The organism is Oceanimonas sp. GK1, assembly GCF_000243075.1.
GTDB lineage: Bacteria > Pseudomonadota > Gammaproteobacteria > Enterobacterales > Aeromonadaceae > Oceanimonas.
This window is the reverse complement of record NC_016745.1, coordinates 2,620,237-2,642,395: the sequence shown is the minus strand read 5'-3', so window position 1 is coordinate 2,642,395 and position 22,159 is coordinate 2,620,237. Positions and strand designations below refer to the sequence as shown.

22 protein-coding genes are annotated in these 22,159 nt (G+C 61.1%); 13 read left to right on the top strand and 9 right to left on the bottom strand.

The genetic code is table 11. The features are described from left to right. Positions 1 to 85: 85 nt before the first annotated feature. The 5 genes from osmY to GU3_RS12450 all read left to right on the top strand — a co-directional run bounded on the left by osmY (position 86) and on the right by GU3_RS12450 (position 4,292). Positions 86 to 712, top strand: a complete 627-nt coding sequence (gene osmY / locus GU3_RS12465; RefSeq protein WP_041543198.1) for a molecular chaperone OsmY — start codon at positions 86 to 88, stop codon at positions 710 to 712. Between the two features lie 64 nt (positions 713 to 776). After that, complete coding sequence (locus GU3_RS16840) at positions 777 to 938, top strand: DUF1328 domain-containing protein (RefSeq protein WP_014292891.1); 162 nt, start codon at positions 777 to 779, stop codon at positions 936 to 938. Between the two features lie 81 nt (positions 939 to 1,019). Then, positions 1,020 to 1,829 (top strand): CLCA_X family protein, encoded by an 810-nt coding sequence (locus GU3_RS12460; RefSeq protein ID WP_041543197.1) that lies wholly within the window; start codon positions 1,020 to 1,022, stop codon positions 1,827 to 1,829. A gap of 104 nt (positions 1,830 to 1,933) precedes the next feature. Continuing rightward, complete coding sequence (locus GU3_RS12455) at positions 1,934 to 2,473, top strand: macro domain-containing protein (RefSeq protein ID WP_014292889.1); 540 nt, start codon at positions 1,934 to 1,936, stop codon at positions 2,471 to 2,473. A gap of 97 nt (positions 2,474 to 2,570) precedes the next feature. After that, positions 2,571 to 4,292 carry a potassium/proton antiporter gene (locus GU3_RS12450; RefSeq protein ID WP_014292888.1) on the top strand — a complete coding sequence of 574 codons (1,722 nt, stop codon included), beginning with the start codon at positions 2,571 to 2,573 and terminating at the stop codon, positions 4,290 to 4,292. 7 nt (positions 4,293 to 4,299) lie between these two features. Here GU3_RS12450 and GU3_RS12445 read toward each other — a convergent pair whose 3' ends face one another. From GU3_RS12445 to GU3_RS12430, 4 genes are all read right to left on the bottom strand, one after another. Next, positions 4,300 to 4,659 (bottom strand): rhodanese-like domain-containing protein, encoded by a 360-nt coding sequence (locus tag GU3_RS12445; RefSeq protein ID WP_014292887.1) that lies wholly within the window; start codon positions 4,657 to 4,659, stop codon positions 4,300 to 4,302. 139 nt (positions 4,660 to 4,798) lie between these two features. Continuing rightward, complete coding sequence (locus GU3_RS12440; RefSeq protein ID WP_014292886.1) at positions 4,799 to 5,248, bottom strand: YtoQ family protein; 450 nt, start codon at positions 5,246 to 5,248, stop codon at positions 4,799 to 4,801. A 77-nt stretch (positions 5,249 to 5,325) separates the two neighbouring features. Next, complete coding sequence (locus GU3_RS12435) at positions 5,326 to 6,429, bottom strand: PQQ-dependent sugar dehydrogenase (protein ID WP_237711144.1); 1,104 nt, start codon at positions 6,427 to 6,429, stop codon at positions 5,326 to 5,328. Between the two features lie 4 nt (positions 6,430 to 6,433). Next, positions 6,434 to 6,868 (bottom strand): plasmid pRiA4b ORF-3 family protein, encoded by a 435-nt coding sequence (locus tag GU3_RS12430; protein WP_014292884.1) that lies wholly within the window; start codon positions 6,866 to 6,868, stop codon positions 6,434 to 6,436. Between the two features lie 193 nt (positions 6,869 to 7,061). Between GU3_RS12430 and GU3_RS12425 the strand changes: the two genes are divergently transcribed. Both GU3_RS12425 and GU3_RS12420 read left to right on the top strand, forming a co-directional pair. Beyond that, positions 7,062 to 8,081, top strand: coding sequence for an amino acid ABC transporter substrate-binding protein (locus GU3_RS12425; protein WP_014292883.1), 1,020 nt, complete (start codon positions 7,062 to 7,064; stop codon positions 8,079 to 8,081). Between the two features lie 10 nt (positions 8,082 to 8,091). Then, positions 8,092 to 9,798: a diguanylate cyclase domain-containing protein gene (locus GU3_RS12420; protein ID WP_014292882.1), complete on the top strand. Its 1,707-nt coding sequence runs from the start codon at positions 8,092 to 8,094 to the stop codon at positions 9,796 to 9,798. 13 nt (positions 9,799 to 9,811) lie between these two features. On the opposite strand, the gene GU3_RS12415 is transcribed toward GU3_RS12420, so the two are convergent. Further along, positions 9,812 to 10,138, bottom strand: a complete 327-nt coding sequence (locus GU3_RS12415; RefSeq protein ID WP_014292881.1) for a pyrimidine/purine nucleoside phosphorylase — start codon at positions 10,136 to 10,138, stop codon at positions 9,812 to 9,814. A gap of 173 nt (positions 10,139 to 10,311) precedes the next feature. Between GU3_RS12415 and ovoA the strand changes: the two genes are divergently transcribed. Further along, entirely contained in the window at positions 10,312 to 12,432 is a 2,121-nt protein-coding gene (gene ovoA / locus GU3_RS12410; RefSeq protein ID WP_014292880.1) for a 5-histidylcysteine sulfoxide synthase, read from the top strand. A 139-nt stretch (positions 12,433 to 12,571) separates the two neighbouring features. Here the strand turns inward: ovoA and GU3_RS12405 are convergent, their stop codons facing one another. Further along, positions 12,572 to 13,990: a uracil-xanthine permease family protein gene (locus GU3_RS12405; protein ID WP_014292879.1), complete on the bottom strand. Its 1,419-nt coding sequence runs from the start codon at positions 13,988 to 13,990 to the stop codon at positions 12,572 to 12,574. A gap of 270 nt (positions 13,991 to 14,260) precedes the next feature. Beyond that, a complete protein-coding gene (locus GU3_RS12400) occupies positions 14,261 to 15,073 on the bottom strand; it encodes a pyruvate, water dikinase regulatory protein (RefSeq protein WP_014292878.1) in 813 nt (270 codons plus the stop codon). Positions 15,074 to 15,259: 186 nt separating this feature from the next. Here GU3_RS12400 and ppsA point away from each other — a divergent pair, with 186 nt between their 5' ends. The 5 genes from ppsA to GU3_RS12375 all read left to right on the top strand — a co-directional run bounded on the left by ppsA (position 15,260) and on the right by GU3_RS12375 (position 20,537). Next, positions 15,260 to 17,635: a phosphoenolpyruvate synthase gene (gene ppsA, locus GU3_RS12395; RefSeq protein ID WP_014292877.1), complete on the top strand. Its 2,376-nt coding sequence runs from the start codon at positions 15,260 to 15,262 to the stop codon at positions 17,633 to 17,635. Positions 17,636 to 17,917: 282 nt separating this feature from the next. Beyond that, positions 17,918 to 18,613: a 7-cyano-7-deazaguanine synthase QueC gene (gene queC / locus GU3_RS12390; protein ID WP_014292876.1), complete on the top strand. Its 696-nt coding sequence runs from the start codon at positions 17,918 to 17,920 to the stop codon at positions 18,611 to 18,613. After that, positions 18,613 to 18,969: a 6-carboxytetrahydropterin synthase QueD gene (gene queD, locus GU3_RS12385; protein WP_014292875.1), complete on the top strand. Its 357-nt coding sequence runs from the start codon at positions 18,613 to 18,615 to the stop codon at positions 18,967 to 18,969. The genes queC and queD overlap by 1 nt, the downstream gene beginning before the upstream one ends. Further along, positions 18,966 to 19,682 carry a 7-carboxy-7-deazaguanine synthase QueE gene (gene queE, locus GU3_RS12380; protein ID WP_014292874.1) on the top strand — a complete coding sequence of 239 codons (717 nt, stop codon included), beginning with the start codon at positions 18,966 to 18,968 and terminating at the stop codon, positions 19,680 to 19,682. The genes queD and queE overlap by 4 nt, the downstream gene beginning before the upstream one ends. A gap of 3 nt (positions 19,683 to 19,685) precedes the next feature. After that, the gene (locus GU3_RS12375; protein ID WP_014292873.1) at positions 19,686 to 20,537 is read left to right on the top strand and encodes an alpha/beta fold hydrolase; all 852 of its coding nucleotides are present in this window, start codon (positions 19,686 to 19,688) and stop codon (positions 20,535 to 20,537) included. Between the two features lie 63 nt (positions 20,538 to 20,600). On the opposite strand, the gene GU3_RS12370 is transcribed toward GU3_RS12375, so the two are convergent. Together GU3_RS12370 and GU3_RS12360 are read right to left on the bottom strand one after the other, a co-directional pair. Continuing rightward, positions 20,601 to 21,778, bottom strand: a protein-coding gene (locus GU3_RS12370) for an IS3 family transposase (RefSeq protein ID WP_148265847.1) whose coding sequence is annotated in 2 segments (ribosomal slippage) — positions 20,601 to 21,487 and positions 21,487 to 21,778 — 1,179 coding nt in all. Because the reading frame shifts where the segments join, the coding sequence is not laid out codon by codon here. Between the two features lie 88 nt (positions 21,779 to 21,866). Beyond that, the gene (locus tag GU3_RS12360) at positions 21,867 to 22,127 is read right to left on the bottom strand and encodes a DUF1289 domain-containing protein (protein WP_014292872.1); all 261 of its coding nucleotides are present in this window, start codon (positions 22,125 to 22,127) and stop codon (positions 21,867 to 21,869) included. Positions 22,128 to 22,159 lie beyond the last annotated feature (32 nt).

Here is a 22,159-nt window from a genome sequence, read left to right as displayed (position 1 = left end):
GGGGCACTGATGCAGCGGGCCTCAGGCCGGCGTATCAGTCATGGGCCCCGCAGGGGACATCAGGTTACAACCGGAGGAAGAGAGCATGACTAACAAATCAATATTTTCCCGTTCCGTACTGGCTGTAGTAATGAGTTCCATCATGGTGGCGGGCAGTGCGCTGGCCAATGAATCTCTGGCTGGAAAAGCGGAGGCGACCGCCGAACAGACCGCAGACAAGGCAGAACAGGCGGTAAAGCAAGCGGGCGGTTTTATGAACGACAGCATGATCACCGGTAAGGTAAAGTCGGCATTGCTGAATGATGACGCCGTTGCCAGCGTCGATATTTCAGTGGAAACGACCCAGGGCCGGGTCGTGCTGAGCGGCTTTGTGCCGGCACAAGCGCAGGCAGAACGTGCCGTTGGGATTGCCGAGGGCGTCAAGGGGGTGGTGTCGGTTGACGATCAACTGCATGTCAGGGAAGCCGGCACCCCTGAAGACGACTCTCTGGCAGGGTTGGCGGGGGATGCCCTGATTACCGGCAAAATCAAGGCGGTGTTATTGGCCGATCCTGTGGTGGCCGGTACCGCCGTCAGCGTGGAAACCGACAACGGTGTGGTACACCTGAGTGGGGAAGTGGACAGTCCTGAGCAGGCTGCGCAGGCGGCGAACCTTGCCCGCAACATAGACGGTGTGGATACCGTTAAAAACGACATCAAGGTAGTGCACTGAGCCAGGGGCCACCTGCGTCGGCAGGTGGCCATCGTCCATCATGTCTGAACGCAGGAAATCAACCATGTTTCGATGGGGAATTATCTTTCTGGTCATCGCCGTGATGGCCGCCTTGCTGGGTTTTAGTGGCGTGGCCGGTACCGCCGCCGGTGCTGCCAAGCTGGTGTTTGTGGTGGGTATCGTCTTGTTTATTATCAGCCTGTTTACCGGGCGCAGGCGGCCCTGACCCGATAGCCGCCGTTTTATACCGAAAGAAATGACAGTATGATTTGACCGTCATAGAGCGAATGAGCTATCAAATCAGGCGATGGATGAGAGAGGATACAAATCAGGACGCTTTTATCGTAACGGTCCCGATCATGCGCAGGGGATGCCGGTGGATTTTGTATTCATTCGTCGGCGCTTTGACTTTCGCAGCATTGAAATTGGGCGCTGGGTGACTCGCGCGGAGCGAGACCGCGCAGCCGCACATTTTTATAATGCATTGTGTGACCTCATGCTGATCCTGCAAGGGCCCGAATCCCTGATTTCGTTGCGTGGCACCTTGTCACTGCAATATGGCACTGGCGGCCGGCCTGGTGTCAGTGCCCACTACAACCCGGCTACCCGCAGCTTTGCCTTGGCCAAGCATGCCGGCCAAGGCAGCATAGCGCACGAATGGTTTCATGCCTTTGACCATTATATGGCCGGCAAGGCCCTGGTGGGCGTGACCGGGGCTACCCTGGCATCCCGGGCCTGGCTTGATAATGCCACCCCCGTGGTGCATCCGCTCAACCGCCTGTTGTTCGATTGTTTTGAAGCCGTCCTGCTCAGCGCAGACGGCAGCACACCCAGCCCGCAGTTCCATGCCTCGGCCAGGGTGGATGAACAGCAGGGCATGGTGTATTTCAGCCGGCCGGAAGAGCTGTGTGCCCGGGCCTTTGAAGCCTTTGTGCAGGATGCGGCCATCAAGAATGGTTTTCTGGTAAAGGGCACCAGGGCTACCCGGGAAGCGGAACTCGGGCTTTATCCTCAGGGCGCGCAACGCGCCCGCTGCAATGTGGCCTTTGGCCGTTATTTTCGTACGCTTGGCGCGGCCCTGGCTCGCCAGCAGACGGATGAAGGCGCGCTTTGCTAGTGAATAGCATTGCGTCGCTCCCCAGCGCCATAAAGGTGCGATGTCGGAATACCCCCTAAGCTGAAACCGGGACGTTGGTCGGGCCAGAGGAACGGAGGTCACAGATGCAAATAGTGCAACACGGGGTATGTGTGGAATGCGTGCAGGGGGATATTACTCAACAGCCGGACATCGAGGTGATCGTCAATGCCGCCAACGGCGCCCTGTTGCCCGGCGGCGGCGTGGCCGGGGCCATTCACCGGGCGGCCGGGCCCGGACTGGCGCAGGAGTGCCGGCGGCTGGCGCCAATCCAACCGGGGGAAGCGGTGATCACCGGCGGCCACCTTCTGCCCAACCGCCATGTTATTCACTGCCTGGGGCCGGTGTACGGTGTGGACGAGCCCGCCGCTGCGCTGCTGGCTTCCTGTTACCGCCAGGCCATGGCGCTGGTCGCACAAAAAAGACGGGCGTCGGTGGCCTTTCCTGCGATCGCCACCGGCATTTTCGGTTATCCTGCTGAGCCGGCGGCACAGATTGCCATCGAGACGGTACTGGCTGCCCTGGCGGACTGCCCCAGTGTCAGGCGGGTGCGCTTTGTGTTGTTCAGCGCGGCCGATCTGGCCTGCTACGAACGTATACTGGTGAAGAAAACCAGCAATAAGTGAATTTATATTTTTAAAAAATCATTAAAAATTCACTTATTGGAGTGGCCTTTGAGTGTGATATAACATTCAAATCTAAAAAAGCACTGGAATAACCATATTGGATAATATCGAACACCTGTTTTTGCTGACCGGCGTCTTGCTGGGTCTGAGTGTGCTGGCCACCCTGGTGTCGGCCCGCTCGGGCATTCCCATTCTGCTTATTTTCCTGTTACTCGGCATGCTGGCCGGTGAAAGCGGCCCCGGCGGCATACAGTTCGAGAGTTATTCCCTGGCCTACAGTGTGGGCAACCTGGCCCTGGCCATTATTTTGCTGGACGGTGGCATGCGCACCCGCATGGACACCTTTCGCGTGGGGCTCAAGCCGGCGCTCAGCCTGGCCACCCTGGGCGTGGTCATCACCAGCGGCATTACCGGCCTGCTGGCGGTGTATATCCTCGATCTGGGCTGGTTGCAGGGGCTGTTGCTGGGGGCCATTGTCGGCTCCACCGATGCGGCGGCGGTGTTCTCCCTGCTCGGTGGCCGGGGTATGCAGCTCAACCAGCGGGTGGGCGCCTCCCTGGAGATTGAGTCGGGCACCAACGATCCCATGGCCATCTTTCTCACCCTGACCCTGATTGCCCTGATCACCGGGGAGATGAACAGCATGGGCGATGCCCTTCTGTTCCTGCTGACCCAATTGGGGGTAGGCGCCCTGGCGGGGCTGCTGGGGGGGCGGTTGCTGGTGCAGCTGATCCGCCGCATCCACCTGGTGTCGGGTCTGTATCCCCTGCTGGTGTTCGGTTTTGGCCTGACCCTGTTTGGCCTGACCGCGCTGCTGGAAGGCAGCGGCTTTCTGGCGGTGTACCTGGCCGGCCTGGTGCTGGGCAATTCCCGGTTGCGCAACCTGGAGTCCATTCTGCCGGTGTTCGACGGCCTGGCCTGGCTGAGCCAGATTGGCCTCTTCCTGGTGCTGGGGCTGCTGATTTCCCCCACCGACATGTGGGCCATGGCGCTGCCCGCCAGCCTGATCGCCCTGGCCATGATTTTTGTGGCCCGGCCGCTGGCGGTGCTGGCTTCCCTGCTGCCGTTTTTCCGCTTCAATGTGCGCGAGCTGGGCTTTATCTCCTGGGTCGGGCTGCGGGGCGCGGTGCCCATTGTGCTGGCCATCTTTCCGCTGATGGCCGGCATTGAGGAAGGGGGCCTGCTGTTTAACGTCGCCTTTTTCGTGGTGCTGTTCTCCCTGCTGGTACAGGGCTCGACATTGTCGCCGGTGGCCCGCTGGCTGGAGGTGGAAGTTCCGCCGGTGCCGGCGCCGAAGCGTCGCTCCATGCTGGGTATTTTCAAGGAAGATGACTTCGAGATGTTTCTCTACCGGGTGGAGAGCCAGTCCCTCGACGGCGTGGTGGTACGCCAGCTGACCTTTCCGCCCCATTGCCGGGTGGCGGCGGTATTCCGGGATGAAAACCTGCTGCCCGCGTCGGGCAGTACCCGCCTGGCGATGAACGACATGCTCTGTGTGATCGGGCGCAGCACGCACTTGAAGACCCTCAACAACATGTTTGGGGGCGATCTGGAAGCGGCCCGCGAAAAGGCCCGGACCTTCTTTGGCGACTTTATTCTCGATGCCGATGCCCGCATGGGTGACGTGGCGCTGATGTACGGGGTGGATGTGCCTGCCGCCGAGCAGGATCTGACCCTGGGTGACTTCATGCTGGCCCACAACAGCGGTCACCCGGTGGTGGGGGATCACTTCGTGCGCTACGGCATGATCTGGACGGTGGCGGATGTGGACGGTGACCGGGTGCTGAAGGTGGGCCTGCGCGAGTATGAGCCCGCGTGAACCGGGCTTATTCCTGCGTGATCGAATGGCCGGCGGTGTGCACCACGGGCAAGGGGGCCGGCTCGTCTCCCCTGAGCCGGCTCAGGCTGCCCAGGTCTGCCACCCGGCTGTAGCCCAGCGCCTGCAGTGCTTCCATCGCCATGCGTGAGCGCCGGCCATCCTCGCCGTAGAGGTTGATGAGGGTCGTGCGGTTGGGGTAACGCTCGGTCACGCCCCGGGCGATGTGGGTATGGGGAATGAGTACGGCGCCGGGCAGGTGATCCTGCTGGTATTCCTCGGGGCTGCGCACGTCTATCCATATCGGGGACTCGGCGGCCGTTAGCGGCGTGGCCAGGCTCAGCAGCAAGGTGGCGAGGCGAATGTTCATGGAAACGGTAACCCTTTCTGTTAATTCATGGTGAAGTGTAAAACGAAAGGGCGAATGAAAAAGGCCGAAAGGGCAGGCAGGCCGACAGGAACCGGCACAGGCAAGCAAAAGCGGAGCCACAAGGCTCCGCTTTGTCAGATCAGGACATCAGGTAGGCCAGGATCTCCACCACCTGCTCCGGATGACGGCAGGTGGCCTTGGCGGCCTCGTCCACTTCCTTCAGCGGATGATCGTGCTCGGCGTCGTGCAGGGTGATGATGGGGACACCGGAGGCCACGGCAAAGCCGGCGTCAAAGGCGGCGTTCCACTGCTTGTATTTGGGCCCGAAACGCACCACCACCAGGTCCGCTTCCTTGATGTGGGTGGAGGTGCGGATGCTGTTGATGCCGGAGGCCTTGCGGTCACGCCAGAAGTTGTCTTCCTCGCTGCCCAGAATGTTGACGCCCACCATGTCGCTGGCATCGTGATCGGTCACGGCGGAGCTGAAGCGCACCTTCAGGCCCCGGGCTTCGCAACCATGGATGATTTGCTCGCGCCAGTCGGTGTGAATTTCGCCGGAGAGGTAGACGTTCCAGATCTTGTCGCTCATATTGCCTTCCTTATTGTTCACAAAAGTAACTGAAATAAAGTACAGTTGTTACAGGTTACCCCATTTCAGCGGCAAAATCAGCCCCCGGCGGCCGGCACCAGCTTGAGCAGGCGGCCGTTGTTCTCGTCGGTCAACACATAAATGCCGCCGTCGGCGGCCTGGTGCAGGGCGCGAATGCGCCAGCCCAGTTCATCCAGCAGGTGGTGTTCGCCCGTCACCCGTTCTCCGTCCAGCTCCAGCCGTATCAGCCGGCGCCCGACCAGGGCGCCCACGAAGAGATGGCCGCGCCAGCCGGGAAAGGCCTCGCCGGTGTAAAACAGCATACCCGAAGGGGCGATGGAGGGGACCCATACCCAGAGCGGATCCACCATGCCGGCCTTGCGGCTGCCTTCGCCTATGGTGCCGCCGCCGTATTCCTCGCCGAAGGTCACCACCGGCCAGCCGTAATTGGCGCCTCTTTGAATGCGGTTGACTTCGTCACCCCCCTGGGGGCCGTGCTCATGGGTCCAGAGCTCACCGCTGTCCGGGTGAATGGCGGCGCCCTGCAGATTGCGGTGCCCCAGGCTCCAGATCTCGGGCAGGGCGCCGGGAGTCTCGACAAAGGGATTGTCGGCGGGCACCCGGCCGTCATCATGCAGCCGAAGGATCTTGCCCAGGTGGTTATCGAGGCGCTGGGCCTGGTGCCGGCTGTGGTAACGATCGCCGGTGGTAATAAAGAGGTACCCCTCGGGATCAAAGGCCAGGCGCGAGCCGAAGTGGGCCCGGCCATGGGTTTTGGGCACCTGCTCAAACACCACTTGCAGCCGTTCCAGCCGGTGATCGGTCAGCCGGGCCCGGGCCACGGCGGTGCCGGCGCCGCCGGGGCCGGGCTGACTGAAGCTGAAATACAGCAGCCGGTTGGCGGCAAAGTCCGGGTGCAGGCGGAGATCGAGCAGGCCTCCCTGGCCGCCGGTGGCCAGGGCCGGCAAGCCGGACACCGGGGTGCGCTCCCCCTCTGGCGTCAGCAGCCACAGCCGCCCCCGGCGTTCGCTGACCAGCAGGCGGCCGTCGGGCAGCTCGGCCAGGCTCCAGGGATGATCCAGTCCTTCGGCCAGGGTCTGCACGGCGTAGTCCCGGGCCGCCAGCGGCAGGCTCAGCAGCGGCAGCATCAGCAACAACAGCATCCACAGGGTCCTGAACATGGGCTTACCACTCCGGCTCGGCATGGGGATCATAGCCTTCATACTGCACCGGTCGGGTGCCGGTTTCCCCGGTCACGCGGGGATAGGACCGTCCCGGCGAGCAGGATCTCGGCTTTTTGCGGGAGCGGGATACCTGAAAAATCCAGTCGTCGCCAAAGTCGAACCAGTAGAACAGTTTTTTGCCTTTGGGCAGCGGGAACAGGGTCGAAATGGCCGCGTCGAGGGAGTATTCGTCGCCGTCAAAGTGCAGGCGATCGGCGCTGTGCTCCTGGCGGGCGATAAAAAAGGAGTACATGTGATCGTTGTTGAACCGTACCGCTTGCTGAATGGCATGATGCAGCTCGTGCAGTGAGGCGCCGTCGTCGATTTCCAGCTCGCAGGCCCAGTCGTGATGAGCGTACATGCCGGAGATCAGCCGTACGGTGAGAGTAATGAGCATGACATGTCTCCTGACCAGAAAGCCTGTTTTCAGAATAGTGGCTGACGTCTTTTGCCTGTGATTGAGCGTAGCAAAAAGGCCGCGGGCGGAAAATGTGAGGGCGAGCTCCATTGAATGGCGACGAAACGATGTCATTTTTTGCAAAATGGGTCATGCTGACAAGGTTGGGGAGTGCGTAAACAAGGATGTCATGATGGCAATACAAGGTCTTGGCAAGGTCGCCGGTGGGCTGGCGCTGGTGCTGTTATTGCTGGCGGGCGTGCCGGCACAGGGGAGCACCCTGCAGCAGGCGTTGCGCCATGGCGATATTCGTTGTGGGGTCTTTCCGGATGATCCCGGCCGCAGTGCCATTGATGAAAGCGGCGCCTGGCGCGGTTTTTACGTGGACTTCTGCCGGGCCACCGCCGCGGCCCTGTTTGGCGATCCGGAGCGGGTGCAGTATGTGGAAGTGGATGCCACCAGCCGTTTTACCAGCCTGCAGCAAAAGCGCAGCGACGTGGTCATGTACAGTGCCACCTGGACCCTTGGCCGGGAAGATCAGTACCAGGTGGCCTTTCCCGCCATCTACCTGTTCGACGGCCAGGGCGTGCTGGTGCGTACCGGCTCGGGCATCACGCAGCTGTCTGATCTCGATGGCAAGTCGGTGTGCGTAACCGAAAACACCACCACCCACAGCAATCTGCTGACCCTGCTGGAGCGGGATCAGATCCATGCCCGGGTCGTGTTTTCCAATGGCGACAGTTTTTTCCGGGGCCACTGCGATGCCTACACCGCCGATCGCATCAACCTGGCCATCAACCGGGCCCACCGGGCCGACGATCCCGAACACTACCACATGTTGCCCGAGCTGCTGTCCCGGGAGCCGATAAGTCCCATGGTGCGCAACGATGATCCCGAATGGAGCAGGGTGATCCGCGCCGTGGTTCATGCCCTGATCCTGGCTGACGACAAGGGGGTCACTCAAGGCAATGTGGCGCGCGCCCGTGCCCAAAGCCGCGATGTGGAAGTCCGCAACCTGCTTGGCGCCAGCGGTAATCTCGGCGAGCGGCTGGGCCTGCCCGCCGACTGGGCCTATCAGGCCATTCGCAGCGTGGGCAACTACAGCGAAATCTACCAGCGCCACTTTGGCCCCAACACCCCGGTGAACATGCCCCAGGGGCTGAACCAGCCCTGGTCCCGGGGCGGGCTGCTGTTCGCGCCCCTGTTTCGCTGAGCGCGCCCTGATGACCGCCACCGGCAGTAAGAAGGTTCGCAACAGCCTGGGGCGACGGCTGATGCTGATCATCATGCTGGTGTTTGGGCTGTATCTGTTGTCGGCGTCGCTCTTTGCCTATGTGATCTTCAGCCAGTACTCGGGGCTGGCGGGGGCGGTGGGCCGTCATGTCGAGCGGGCCATGATCGCCGCCGAGCTGACCCGGGACGCCGAGACCATCGCCGCCGAAGTTTACGAACTGTTGGTGGGCAATGATCGTTCCGTGAGTGCCGGCAACCGGCGGGTGGAAAACCTGGCCAGTCTCTATCAGGGCACCCGCGAGCGGCTGGAGCAGCAAGGCGGCCCCTTGAGCGAGGCCGATGCCGCTGCCCTGGATCGCTGGCAGCGGCCGTTTTTCAGCAGCCTGGACCGCCTTAACGAACGGTTGCGGGCCGAGCAGGATCTGCAGGCGGGGCAGTTGCGCCAGGTGGACGAGTTGTTTCTGTTGCTCAGGCGCCTGTCCGAGCTGCCGCAGGGGGGCGAGTTGCCGTTGCCCGAGCAGCGCTTTGCCGGCCCGGCGCTGGCGGCCCTCGGCTACGCCGCCGCCGTTCTGAGTGCCGAGCGTCCGGGGCACATCAGCCGGCTGCAGGCCTACTGTGATCAGCAATTGCGCGATCTGGCCTCACTGGCCCTCACCGACCCCGAATTTATCGCGTTACGGACCCGGCTTGATGAACAGCTGCCCACCCTGTTCAGCCGGCGGGGCCCGCTGTTGCGCCATGCCCGCGCCACCCTGGCCACGGCCCGGCAGACCCGGGTATTGGCACAAAAGCTCACCAGTGCCACCTTTGGCTACCATCAGCGCCTCAAGGCCTCGGCCCAGCAGGCCCTGCAGGAGCAGCAGGTGCTGATGCAGCGTTCCCTGGCGGGGCTGCTGGCGGCGTCACTGATGCTGGTGCTGATCACCCTGGGCGCCATTTTCTATATTCGCCGGGCCATTATTCAGCGCATCAATCGCCTGGGCCGGGCCATGCAGTCCCACGGTGAGGGGCGGCCGGTGCCCATTCCCACCGACGGCGATGATGAAATCAGCCGCATGGGCGCCACCTTTGAAGTCTTCGTCAAGGCCCGGGCCAGTGCCGAGCAACAGCTGGCCCAGGCCAATCGTCACCTGCAGGACATGAACCAGTCGCTGCAGCGCCTTAGCGAGGTGGATGAGCTGACCCAGATCCCCAACCGGCGCTGCTTTGACCGGCACCTGGACGCCGAATGGCGCCGTGCCCAGCGCGAGCAGCGCTCGCTGGGACTGATCATGGGAGACATCGATTACTTCAAACGCTTTAACGACGAATACGGCCATCAGCAGGGGGATGAGTGCCTGCACCGGGTGGCCCGGGCGCTGGCCGATCAGCTGCATCGCCAGGGAGACATGGTGGCGCGCTATGGGGGCGAAGAGTTTATCGTGCTGTTGCCGGAGCTGGATCTGGGGCAGACCCGGCATGTGGCCGGACGGCTGCTGGAGGCGGTGCGCGAGCTCAATATTGCCCATGGCCAGTCCGACCATGGCATCGTGACCCTGAGCCTTGGCGTGGTGGCCGGTGTGCCCGGGCTGCATGATCGGATCGAGGATTTTGTGGGGCGGGCCGACAAGGCGTTGTATCTGGCCAAAAAACAGGGACGCAACCGGCTGTGCCCGGCTCCTCCCGAGTGCGGGGCCGGCGACTGCCGGCCCGGATAAGCCTGCGGATGCCTTACTGGAAGTAAGAGCAGCAGTAATCCACCAGGCTGTGAACCTTGAGGTTGAAGCTGGCGTTGGCGGGCACCTCAAAGGACTGGCCGCCCTGAATGCGCTGCCATTGCTCGCTGCCCGGCAGCTGTACGTCCAGCTCACCGGCGGTGATTTCCATCAGCTCGGCGGCCTCGGTGCCAAAGGTGTATTCACCGGGCAGCATGATGCCCAGGGTCTTGTGGCTGCCGTCGGCAAACTTCACGACGCGGCTGGTGACCTTGCCGTCGTGGTACACATTGGCCTGTTTGAGGACGGAAACATTGTCGAACTGAGTGTCGGCTTGAGACATGATACTTCCTGTATGGGTTGAGAAGGAGCTTGGTTATAGCACAAGGCAGAACGGCGGAAAATGCCGTTCGGCCGGTGAAGTAAAATTCCCACCGGCGGGTCTGTTGCAGAGGCCTTTCAGGCTTCTCATTTGGCCCATGCCAAGGTAACGTTAACAAAAATGTGATCAGGGACATGTTCATGCACACACTGGCCGATGCCGTAACCCGAACCCCGCTGCTGACCGGTACGGATCCGGTACAAAAACGGGAAGAAATCCGTCGTTACTTTCACCAGACCTTCAGCCTCTATGAGGCGCTGTTCGACTGCATTACCACCGATGCCGCCTACTATTCCCGGCCCGAACCCCTGCGCCATCCGTTGATCTTCTATTTTGGCCACACCGCGGTGTTTTTCATCAACAAGCTGGTGCTGGGCAAGTACCTGCCGGCGCGCATTGACGAACGGCTGGAGTCGATGTTCGCCATCGGCGTGGACGAAATGTCCTGGGACGATCTGAACGAGGCCCACTACGACTGGCCCAGCCTGGCCCACACACGCGACTACCGCGACCGGGTGCGGGAAACGGTGGATCGGTTTATCAGCGAGATGCCGCTAACCCTGCCTATCAGCCAGGATTCCGCCGCCTGGATAGTGCTGATGGGCATTGAACACGAGCGCATTCACCTGGAAACCTCCTCGGTGATCATGCGCATGCTGCCCCTGGCGCAGCTCAGGCCGCACCCCTTGTGGGCCGCCTGTCGAGAGTCCGGCAGCGCGCCGCCAAATGCCCTGTTGCCGGTGGCCGGCGACATCCTCACCCTGGGCAAGCCCGCCTCGGCCACCACCTACGGCTGGGACAACGAATACGGCAGCAAAACGGTGGAGGTACAGCCGTTCCGGGTGTCGAAATACCTGGTGTCCAACGGCGAATACGCGGCGTTTGTGCAGGATGGCGGTTACCACAAGCCGGAGCACTGGACCGAGGAAGGCCGCCAGTGGCTGGCGTTTACTCAGGCCACGCTGCCCCGTTTCTGGCTGGAGCGTGACGGCCAGTATTTCCAGCGTAACCTGCTGGAAGAGATACCGCTGCCGCAGGACTGGCCGGTGGAGGTGAACTACCTTGAAGCCAAGGCCTTCTGTAACTGGAAGGCGGCACAAACCGGCCGCCATATTCGCCTGCCCACCGAAGCCGAATGGACCCTGCTGCGCAACCGTATCGACGCCGATCAGCCCGACTGGGAGCGGGCGCCGGGCAACCTCAACCTGGAATATTACGCGTCGTCCTGCCCGGTCAACCGCTTTGAGCACGACGGCATCCATGACATTACCGGCAATGTCTGGCAGTGGACCGAAACCCCCATCGACGGCTTTCCCGGCTTTGAGGTGCATCCGCTGTACGACGACTTTTCCACCCCGACCTTTGACAATCGCCACAACCTGTTCAAGGGCGGCTCCTGGATCTCGACCGGCAACGAGGCCACCCGTTACTCCCGCTATGCCTTTCGCCGGCATTTCTTTCAGCATGCGGGCTTTCGCTACATTGAATCCGACAACCCCGAGGTCCCCGTGGAGCCTGTCAACACCTATGAAACCGACGAGCTGGTCGCCCAGTACCTGGAATTCCATTATGGCGACCGCTATTTTGATGTGCCCAACTACCCGGTGGCCTGCGTCAATGCGCTGCTGAGCCATGTACCCGCAATAAACAAGGGCCGGGCACTGGATCTGGGCTGCTCCGTGGGCCGGGCCAGTTTTGAGCTGGCGCGCCACTTCGACAAGGTGGACGGCATCGACTTTTCCGCCCGTTTTATTCAGCACGGCTTTCAGCTCAAGGAAAGCGGCCAGACCCGCTTTGCCATTCCCACCGAAGGGGATCTGGTGGAGTTCAAGCAGGCCAGCCTGGCGGACATGGGCTATGCCGAAGTGGCTCATCGCATCGAGTTTGTGCAGGGCGATGCCCACAACCTCAAGCCCCGCTTTACCGGCTATGACCTCATCTTCTGCGGCAACCTGATTGACCGGCTCTACGATCCGGCGGCTTTTCTGGCCCAGGTGCACCAGCGGCTCAATGCCGGTGGCTGCCTGGTGCTGACCTCGCCTTACACCTGGCTGGAAGACTATACGCCGAAGGAAAAATGGCTGGGCGGGGTCAAGGTCAACGGCGAAAACTTCAGCACCCTCGATGGCCTGAAGGCGGTGCTGGGCGAACGGTTCGAGCTGGTCGGCCAGCAGGACGTGCCCTTTGTGATAAGGGAAACCCGGCGCAAGTTTCAGCATACCCTGGCCGAGATGACGGTCTGGCAACTGAAGTAAACCGAATACCTCAGTGAGGGGGGAGGAGTAAGGGGATAATCGCCTCACCCCTCACGTACAGCGTCAGCCACAAAAAAGCCGGTCTTGCGACCGGCTTTTCTCACTGGGGATGTTCATCTTTGCCCGAGGGCTTGCCCTTTCAGTTGCCGGCGCTGGCTTCGCGCAGCTGGGCGTTGTCGCTCTTGGCGTCTGACTTGGCGGAACCCTGGTTCATCTGGCGCTCAATTTCCTCACGCTCGCGGGCTTCGTCCTTCAGGGATTTCCGGGGCAGTACCATGTTCAGTACAAAGGCCACGGTGGCCGCCACGATGACCGGCGAGCCGATCAGCATGCGGGCGGTGTCGCCCAGCTGGGCAATGGCTTCGGGCACGGCATTGATGCCCATGGCCAGGGCCACGGACAGGGCCACTATGGTGATGTTGCGGGAAGACAGCTCGTCTTTTACCAGCAACTGAATACCGGTCATGGTGATCATGCCGAACACTATGATGGTGGCACCACCCAGCACCGGGTAGGGAATGGTGGTCATCACGGCGCCGAACTTGGGCATCAGGCCGGCAATCACCAGGAACACGGCGGCAATGCCCAGCACATAGCGGCTGATCACCTTGGTCATGGCCACAATGCCCACATTCTGGCTGAAGGAGGCGGTGGGCAGGGCACCAAAGATGGAGCCCACCAGGGTGGTCAGGCCGTTGCCCAGCAGGCCGCCGGACAGCTCCTTGTCTTTCAGCTCACGGTTCATGCCGCCGACGGTGGTGGCAGACAGGTCACCAATGGTCTGTACCGAGTTGACGATACAAATGACCACCATGGAAATCACCGCAGAAGCGTGGAACTCAATGCCCATGGAGAAGGGCGTGGGCACAATCACCCAGGGCGCTTCATGCAGGCTGGTGAAGTCAACCATGCCAAAGGCAAAGGACATTACGTAACCCACGATAATGCCCACAATAATGGCGGCCAGGCGCAGGTAGCCCTTGCCGAACTGGGAGCACAGCAGCACCACGGCCAGGGTGGTGATGCCCACCAGCCAGTTCTGGCCACTGCCAAAGCCCTCGGCGTTGACGTTGCCGCTGCCGGCCATGTACTTGATGGCGATGTCATACAGGGACAGGCCGATCACCAGCACCACGGTACCGGCCACCACGGGCGGAAACAGGTGACGAATTTGCTTGATGAACAGACCCACAATGATCATGGCGATACCGCCGGCGATTTGCGCCCCGAGAATGCCGGGAATGCCGTACACGGAGCCAATGGCGATAAGGCTGGGCACATAGGCAAAACCCACACCGAAGATGGTGGGGACGCCGGCACCGAAACGGCCGACAGGGTAAAGCTGCAGCAGGGTGGAAATACCGGAAAACAGCAGTGCAAGCTGCACCAGCATCATGGTTTCCTGGCCATTGGCCCCGGCCACGCCGGCCACGATGAGCGGCGGTGTGACCGCACCCATGATCATCGCCAGTATGTGCTGGAAGGAGAGCGGCAGTGCTTTACCGAAAGACGGCTTGCCGTAGTAATCGAATACCGATTTGCTTTGGCTGTGTTTCATTGCATAAGTCCCTGAGGGTTGCTCAAGTGAGTTGTTGTCCACTGCCTGCCGTCATTATGGGGTTATAAAGGCTGACAGAACCACACCGCAGTGTTCGAGCTTCTGAATTGGCTCATTTGTGGTCAACTCAAGGGGGGTTGACCCCGTGGTTAATCACGGGGATCAATGTATACATTTTTGTAAACACCAAATCAATATTTTGTTCATATTTGAGAGCAATGCTGTGTAATTGCTCGCAGTTTTTTGTGCTGGATCAATGCGCGTCTTGCCTTAGTAAATTTTACGTCGTATGCCGGTTTTCTCCAGAATCTTCACCGAGATCTCTTCCACCGAGTGAAAAGTCGTGTCGATAAAGGGAATGGCTTCCATGCGGAACAGCCGCTCGACCTGGCCCAGTTCATAACGGCATTGCTCAATGGTGGCATAGCGGCTGTCGGCCCGGCGCCGCTGGCGAATTTCCTGCAGCCGGTTGGCGTCGATGGTGAGCCCGAACAGCTTGTGGCGATTGGCCTTGAGGGCGGCGGGCAGGTTCATTCGGCTCATGTCCTGATCGATAAAGGGATAGTTGGCCACGCGAATGCCGAATTGCAGCGCCAGGTAGAGGCTGGTGGGGGTCTTGCCGCAGCGGGACACGCCCACCAGGATAATGTCGGCTTCGTCATATTCCTTGGTGGTGACGCCGTCATCGTTGTCGAGGGCGTAGTTCACCGCGTCGATACGCAGATCGTAGTTGTGTTTGTTCTCAATGCTGTGGGCCTTGTGGGCGCGGGGCTCGGCCTTGACGCCGAGCTGCTGCTCGATGGGGGCCACAAAGGTATTGAGGAAGTCGTAACACATGGCCTCGCTGTCGGTGATGATGCCCCGCAGCCGGTCGTCGATAATGGTGTGAAACACCAGGGGTTGCTTGCCGCTCTGGTGAAAGCTGGCATTGATGCGATCCCGCACCGCGCGCGCCTTGTCTTCGTCCTCCACAAAGGGAAAGGTAATTTGCTCAAAGGGCAGGGGAAACTGGCTCAGCACGGCATGGCCAAACACTTCGGCTGTGATCGCCGTCCCATCAGAAACATAAAAAACCGTGTGCACAGGGCCTCCAGATCTCACTTTCAGGTATTGGGGCGGGCAGGGCGTTTACCCGCTTTTCGGGGCCATTGTAGAATCAAAGCGTGTACAGGCCCATATCCTTACAACAATACCAAGTGGCTCTGTTTTTACACAGAAATCAATTGAGATACGGATATCCCGAAACCCCCTTTTTGTGGAGACGTGGCAGTGCAGGAATATGTGATTTGGTATGAACAGCTCGGCATGCACGACGTGGACCGGGTTGGCGGCAAGAACGCCTCACTGGGCGAGATGATAAGCCAGCTGGCTGGCGCCGGAGTGTCGGTGCCTGGCGGCTTTGCGACCACCGCCTATGCCTTTAACGAATTTCTCGAGCAAAGCGGGCTCAACGACAGAATTCACGAGTTGCTCGACCAGCTCGACGTGGACAACATCGCCGCCCTGGGCAACGCGGGCAAAACCATTCGCCAGTGGGTGATCGACACTCCCTTCCAGCCCGAGCTGGAAGCGGCCATTCGCGAAGCCTACGAAGAGCTGGCCGGCAAGGCCGGCGACGAGGCCTCGTTCGCGGTACGTTCTTCCGCCACCGCCGAAGACATGCCTGACGCGTCTTTTGCCGGCCAGCAGGAAACCTTCCTCAACGTGCACGGCCTGGATGCGGTGATGGAAGCCATCAAGCACGTGTTCGCGTCTCTGTTTAACGACCGCGCCATCTCCTACCGGGTGCACCAGGGCTACGACCACAAGGGCGTGGCGCTCTCTGCCGGCATTCAGCGCATGGTGCGTTCCGACATCGGCGCCTCGGGCGTAATGTTCACCCTGGACACCGAATCCGGTTTTGATCAGGTGGTGTTTGTCACCTCCGCCTGGGGCCTGGGTGAAATGGTGGTGCAGGGGGCGGTGAACCCCGACGAGTTTTATGTACACAAACCCACCCTGACCGCCGGCCGCCCGGCGGTGGTACGCAAGACCTTGGGCTCCAAGCTGCAGAAAATGATCTACGCCAATGCCCAGGAGCTGGGCAAGCAGGTGGAAATCAAGGAAACCAGCCGGGAAGAGCGCCGTCAGTTCTCTCTGACCAACATTGAGGTGATGGAGCTGGCCAAGCAGGCCATGATCATCGAGAAACACTACGGTCGCCCCATGGACATCGAATGGGCCCGCGACGGCGTGGACGGCAACCTCTACATCGTGCAGGCCCGCCCCGAAACCGTGCGTAGCCGCCAGGACGCCAATGTGCTGGAGCGCTTTGCCCTCAACCAGAAGGGCGCGGTCATCGCCGAAGGCCGGGCCATCGGCCACAAGATTGGAGCCGGCACCGCCAAGGTGATCGACAGCATCGATCAGATGGACGAGATCAAGGCCGGCGACGTGCTGGTGACCGACATGACCGACCCGGACTGGGAACCGATCATGAAACGGGCCGCCGCCATCGTTACCAACCGGGGCGGCCGCACCTGCCACGCCGCCATCATTGCCCGTGAGCTCGGCATTCCCGCCGTGGTGGGCTGCGGCAACGCCACCGAGCTGGTACAGGACGGCCAGGATGTGACCGTGTCCTGTGCCGAGGGCGACACCGGCTATATCTATAACGGCAAGCTGGAGTTTAGCGTCAACACCTCGGAAGTGGGCTCCATGCCGCCTTCGCCGGTGAAGGTGATGATGAACGTGGGCAACCCCGATCGGGCCTTTGACTTTGCCCAACTGCCCAACGCCGGTGTGGGCCTGGCGCGGCTGGAGTTCATCATCAACCGCATGATCGGCGTGCACCCCAAGGCGCTGCTCAACTACGACACCCAGAGCCCGGAGCTCAAGCTCAAGATCGACGAGATCATTGCCGGCTACGACAGCCCGCGGGAATTCTTCGTGGCCAAACTGACCGAGGGCATCGCCACCCTGGCCTGCGCCTTCTGGCCGGAGCGGGTGATCGTGCGCATGTCCGACTTCAAGTCGAACGAATACGCCAACCTGCTCGGCGGTGACGCTTACGAGCCGGATGAAGAAAACCCCATGCTGGGCTTCCGCGGTGCCTCCCGCTACATCTCCAAGGACTTCCAGGACTGCTTTGCCATGGAATGCGAGGCCATGAAGCGGGTACGGGGCGACATGGGCCTGACCAACGTCGAGATCATGATCCCCTTCGTGCGCACCCTGAATGAAGCCGCTTCTGTTATCGACATTCTCGGCGAGAACGGCCTCAAGCGCGGCGAAAACGGCCTGAAAGTCATCATGATGTGCGAACTGCCCTCCAACGCCCTGCTGGCGGACAAGTTCCTCCACTACTTCGACGGCTTCTCCATCGGCTCCAACGACATGACCCAGCTCACCCTGGGGCTGGATCGGGACTCCGGCCTGGTAGCGGGCTCCTTTGACGAGCGCGACGAGGCGGTCAAGGCGCTGCTGTCCATGGCCATTCAGGCCGCCCGCAAGGCCGGCAAGTACGTGGGTATCTGCGGCCAGGGGCCGTCGGATCATGCCGACTTCGCCGCCTGGCTGGTAGAGCAGGGCATCGACTCGGTGTCCCTGAACCCGGACACCGTGATCGATACCTGGCTGTATCTGGCGGAGCACGCCAAGCACTGAGGCTCTGGCTACGTCAGCCTTCGAGGGGGCGGTTAAAGGGAACGGCTTCACGACCGATCAAATGCCATGGATGGCATTTGCCGAGCGTTACAGGGATGTACCTGAAGCGTGTCGTGAAGTTGGTCCTTTGGCCGACCCCTGGCGGAATGGACAGACGACTCAGAATCAGACCCAAAGGGCGCTTCGGCGCCCTTTTTGTTTGCGCTCGCCGCCCACGGCGTTAAAATGCACACCGCTTTTTACCCGGTCGCAGCCTACCCGGACAAAACAAGGACACAATCTATGAAAGCACTGCTGATCTGCTCCGGCGGATTTGATTCCGTCACGCTCGCTTACCGGCTGGCGGCGGACCACGCCCTCGGCGCCCTGCTGACCTTTGACTACGGCCAGCGCCACAAAAAAGAAATCGACGCCGCCCGCCGCTGTGCCGAGCGCCTCGGTGTTCCTCACCTGGTGATGGATATCGGCCATATCGGCCGCCAGCTTTCCGGCTCGGCGCTCACCGACGACATCGATGTGCCCCACGGTCATTACAGCGAAGAAAACATGAAGGTCACCGTGGTGCCCAACCGCAATGCCATCATGTTGACCATCGCCTTTGGCGTGGCCGCCGCCCGCGGCCTTGATACTGTGGCACTGGCGGTGCATGGCGGTGATCACTTCATCTATCCCGACTGCCGGCCCGACTTTATTCGCCTGTTTGGCGACATGCAGGCGCAAGCCCTGGACGGCGTGGCCGAGGTGGCGCTGCTGGCCCCCTACGTCAATACCGACAAAACCGAGATCGCCCGGGACGCGGCCCGTTTTGGGGTGCCGGTGGCCGACACCTGGTCCTGCTACGAAGGCGGCGAGGTGCATTGTGGCCGTTGCGGCACCTGCGTGGAGCGTATCGAGGCTATGGCCTTGGCCGGCCTGGCGGATCCCACGCCCTATCAGGACACACAGTTCTGGCGGGAAGCGGTGGCGAGGGCGAAGTAATGTATACCATCAAAAAGGAGTTTCATTTCTCCGCCTCCCACCAGCTCAAGCAAATGCCCGACTGGCACCCCTGTGCCCGGCTGCATGGTCATAACTATGTGGTGGTGATCGAGCTGCAAAGCGAAACCCTGGATCAGTACGGCTTTGTGCGCGACTACCTCGAGCTCAAGGCGTTCAAGGACTATATCGACGACCGGCTCGATCACCGCCACCTCAACGAGGTGCTGGGGGACGAGTGCACCACCGCCGAGCGGCTGGCTCGTCATTTGTATGACTGGGCCCGCGAGCGCTGGCCCGAAGTGAGCGCGGTGTTGGTCTCGGAAACCCCCAAGACCTGGGCCGAGTACCGGCCATGATCGCCATCAGTGAAATTTTCGGCCCCACCATTCAGGGAGAAGGGGCGCTCACCGGGGTGCCCACCGTGTTTGTGCGCACTGGCGGCTGTGATTTTCGCTGCAGCTGGTGCGATACCCTCTATGCCGTTGAGCCCCGCTTCAAGGCTGACTGGACGCCCATGAGCGCCGAGGCGGTGCTGGCCGAGGTTGAGCGCCTGAGCGGCGGCCGGCCGCTGCTGGTGACGCTTTCCGGCGGCAACCCGGCACTGCAGCCTCTGGGTGAGCTGCTGGCGCTTGGCCATGCCAAGGGCTACACCTTCGCCATTGAAACTCAAGGGAGCAAGGTGCAGGACTGGTTTGCCGAACTCGACCACCTGACCCTGAGCCCCAAGCCGCCGTCCGCCGGCATGGCCTTTAGTCAGCACCGGTTCGACGCCTGTCTGGCCGCCGCCGGCGCCCACACCCAGGTCACCCTCAAGCTGGTGATTGCCGACGAAGTCGACTACCAGTGGGCGCGGGATTTTGCCGCCCGCTATCCACAATTGCCGCTCACCCTGCAGCCCTGCAATCCGGCCCCGGCTACCCCCGATGAGCCGGAGCGGACAACCGATCTCGACGCCCTCAACGCTCACTTGCGCTGGCTGGTGGACAGAGTCACCGCCGATGGCTGGTTTGAGGCCCGGGTGCTGCCCCAGTTGCACGTGATCATCTGGAACAACGAGCGGGGCGTGTAAGCCATGACAGCACGGGAGTCTGGCATAAACATTCACGGCCGCCGGCTGGCGGTGGCGGAGTGGGGCGATCCTGCCGGTATTCCCGTGGTGGCATTGCACGGCTGGCTCGACAATGCCGCCAGCTTTACCCTGCTGGCGCAGCAGTTGCCTCATGTGCGGCTGATTGCCCCGGATCTGGCCGGCCATGGTTTGTCCGATCATCGCGCGCCCGGCCAGCCCTATTACATCTGGGACAACGTGGCCGATGTGAAGGCTATGCTGGATGCGCTGGAATTACAGCAAGTGGCCCTGCTCGGCCATTCCATGGGGGCCAGCGTGGCCACCCTGCTGGCGGGCAGTTTTCCCGAGCGGGTCAGCCGGTTATTGTTGCTTGATGGCCTGGCGCCGCGTACCTATACCGCCGACAGCCTGCCCGAGCAAATGGCCGCGGCCCTGAACAAGGGCCAGCGCATTCGCCGCCGTGGCTGGCGGCCTTATGCCAGCTTTGAGCAGGCGCTGCAGGCACGTATGGGCGGTCGCTATGCCGTGAGCCGGGAAGCGGCGGGCTGGCTGCTGGCCCGCAGTCTTGAAGAAACCCCGGAAGGCTGGTGCTGGCGGCACGACATTGCCCTGAGTCAACCGTCGGTGGTGCGTCTGTGCGAGCAGCAGGTGGCGGCCTTTTTACAGCGACTAAGCATGCCGGTGCTGCTGATGATGGCGGCAAGGGGCAATGAGCTTGACGGCGTTCGGCCGTGGCTTGAGTTGGTGCCTGCTCTTGAGCTCTGCGTGCTCGACGGCGGCCACCATCTGCATCTTGAACCCGAGCCGGCGGCACGGATTGCCGGGCTGATCAGGGAAAGGCTGTCAGACGTCTGACGTTTTACGTCTTATGTTTGACGTTTGACGTGTGGAGTGGCCCCGATAAAGTAGACACTTAAGTTAAGCGGCAGCTGCGTAGGCATTGGGAGTTATTCCTCCCAGCGCCATGTGGCGCCGCACTTTCGGGTAATACTCGTCCGTATAATACCGGACTTCATCTGCCATTTCGTCTCTTCCGAGCATTCCTAATGGATGTGTCCATTCCTTCTTGAGCAGCGCGAAGAAGCTTTCCGAACAGGCGTTATCCCAGCAGTTACCTCGGCGTGACATGCTGATGGTGATTCCCCGTGTATTGAGCCATCTCATCACCTCTTCGCTCCGATACTGACTCCCCTGGTCCGAGTGGAACAACAGCTGTGTCCCATCTGGCAGCTGATGTTGCCATGCCTGCTCAAGGGCCTCCAGCACCAGCTGAGCGCTATTGATCGCACCCATGGCTCGGCCCACCACGCGGCGTGTGCCCAGGTCCAGGACTGCAGCAATGTAGAGCCAGCCTTCACTGCACCGGATTTGGGTGATATCTGATACCCAAACTCGGTTCGCTGACCCCACCGAGAACTGGCGATTCAGCAGATTCGGCAACACAGGCAAGGATGATGCTGGCTTTTGATATCCTGCTTTAGGAGCCGTGCATGAACGATAACCAGCGTCTTTCAGCAAGCCCTGAACCTGGTTCTTGCCGCAGCAGAACCCGGCATCCCGTGCTTCCAGCCACATCTTGCGATAACCCGGCACATTCTTCAGTTGCCTGGCTCGCTCGAGCAGGAAGGTGCTCAGCGTCCGTCGCTCGATGGTACGCGCTCCCGGCGAGTGCTGACGTGCTCGCCAGCGATAATATCCCGCTCGTGACACATCGAGTACTTCACACATTATCGAGACCCGCCAGCGTTGACTTCGGTGAGCCTCGATAAAGGCAAACCTTACTTGCCGTGCTTGGCGAAGTACTCTTGTGCCTTTTTTAGGATTTCGTTCTCCAGCTCTTTCCGCTCAAGCTGCTTCTTCAGCCGAGCCACCTCGCGCTCCAGCTCCTGCAGGCTTTTTTCTGGTCCGATGTTTTCAACTGCTTTGTCAGATGATTTCTTGGTCATGATCCACTCTCTGCGCCAGCGACTCAATTGGTTAGGATGGATCCCGAGTCTGCCAGCAAGCTGAGCTTGTGTCTCTGTGGTGGATAGCGAGGCCTCGACGGCCTCACGTTTGAATGCATCGCTAAAGTGACGGTGGGGTTTGTACTTCATAACACCTTCTCATTAAATGAAGGTGTCTACTTTTTTCGGGCCAGTCCAGTTTGACGCTTTGGAGTGTGGAGTGCCCACACGTCTCACCTCACAGCGGCAGGGTATCCTGGGGCGGAACAACCTGCGGTTCGAGCTCCAGCTCCAGTTGTTTCTTGCGGGCAGCGGCCAGCACTCGGCGCTTGCGATCTTGGCACAGGCGGATCACCTCCCGGCGCTGGGCCGGGGTGAATTTGAGCCAGTTAAAGCGTTCGTCCCGGCTGCGAAAGCAGCCCTTGCAGTAGCCCCGGTTATTGACCTGGCAGACGCTGATGCAGGGGCTGGGGACATCGAAAAACTCCAGTTGCTCCATGCTTCGCCTCTCACACATTGGAACTCAAGGCC

What these genes read in the sequence shown, in the direction of transcription:
- GU3_RS12435 (WP_237711144.1), bottom strand. Translation starts at nt 6,429, where the DNA reads ATGTTCAGGACCCTGTGGATGCTGTTGTTGCTGATGCTGCCGCTGCTG.
- GU3_RS12405 (WP_014292879.1), bottom strand. Translation starts at nt 13,990, where the DNA reads ATGAAACACAGCCAAAGCAAATCGGTATTCGATTACTACGGCAAGCCG.
- GU3_RS12460 (WP_041543197.1), top strand. Translation starts at nt 1,020, where the DNA reads ATGGATGAGAGAGGATACAAATCAGGACGCTTTTATCGTAACGGTCCC.
- GU3_RS12440 (WP_014292886.1), bottom strand. Translation starts at nt 5,248, where the DNA reads ATGAGCGACAAGATCTGGAACGTCTACCTCTCCGGCGAAATTCACACC.
- queC (WP_014292876.1), top strand. Translation starts at nt 17,918, where the DNA reads ATGAAAGCACTGCTGATCTGCTCCGGCGGATTTGATTCCGTCACGCTC.
- GU3_RS12415 (WP_014292881.1), bottom strand. Translation starts at nt 10,138, where the DNA reads ATGTCTCAAGCCGACACTCAGTTCGACAATGTTTCCGTCCTCAAACAG.
- GU3_RS12455 (WP_014292889.1), top strand. Translation starts at nt 1,934, where the DNA reads ATGCAAATAGTGCAACACGGGGTATGTGTGGAATGCGTGCAGGGGGAT.
- GU3_RS12425 (WP_014292883.1), top strand. Translation starts at nt 7,062, where the DNA reads ATGGCAATACAAGGTCTTGGCAAGGTCGCCGGTGGGCTGGCGCTGGTG.
- GU3_RS12360 (WP_014292872.1), bottom strand. Translation starts at nt 22,127, where the DNA reads ATGGAGCAACTGGAGTTTTTCGATGTCCCCAGCCCCTGCATCAGCGTC.
- ovoA (WP_014292880.1), top strand. Translation starts at nt 10,312, where the DNA reads ATGTTCATGCACACACTGGCCGATGCCGTAACCCGAACCCCGCTGCTG.
- GU3_RS12430 (WP_014292884.1), bottom strand. Translation starts at nt 6,868, where the DNA reads ATGCTCATTACTCTCACCGTACGGCTGATCTCCGGCATGTACGCTCAT.
- GU3_RS12375 (WP_014292873.1), top strand. Translation starts at nt 19,686, where the DNA reads ATGACAGCACGGGAGTCTGGCATAAACATTCACGGCCGCCGGCTGGCG.
- osmY (WP_041543198.1), top strand. Translation starts at nt 86, where the DNA reads ATGACTAACAAATCAATATTTTCCCGTTCCGTACTGGCTGTAGTAATG.
- queE (WP_014292874.1), top strand. Translation starts at nt 18,966, where the DNA reads ATGATCGCCATCAGTGAAATTTTCGGCCCCACCATTCAGGGAGAAGGG.
- GU3_RS12420 (WP_014292882.1), top strand. Translation starts at nt 8,092, where the DNA reads ATGACCGCCACCGGCAGTAAGAAGGTTCGCAACAGCCTGGGGCGACGG.
- GU3_RS16840 (WP_014292891.1), top strand. Translation starts at nt 777, where the DNA reads ATGTTTCGATGGGGAATTATCTTTCTGGTCATCGCCGTGATGGCCGCC.
- queD (WP_014292875.1), top strand. Translation starts at nt 18,613, where the DNA reads ATGTATACCATCAAAAAGGAGTTTCATTTCTCCGCCTCCCACCAGCTC.
- GU3_RS12445 (WP_014292887.1), bottom strand. Translation starts at nt 4,659, where the DNA reads ATGAACATTCGCCTCGCCACCTTGCTGCTGAGCCTGGCCACGCCGCTA.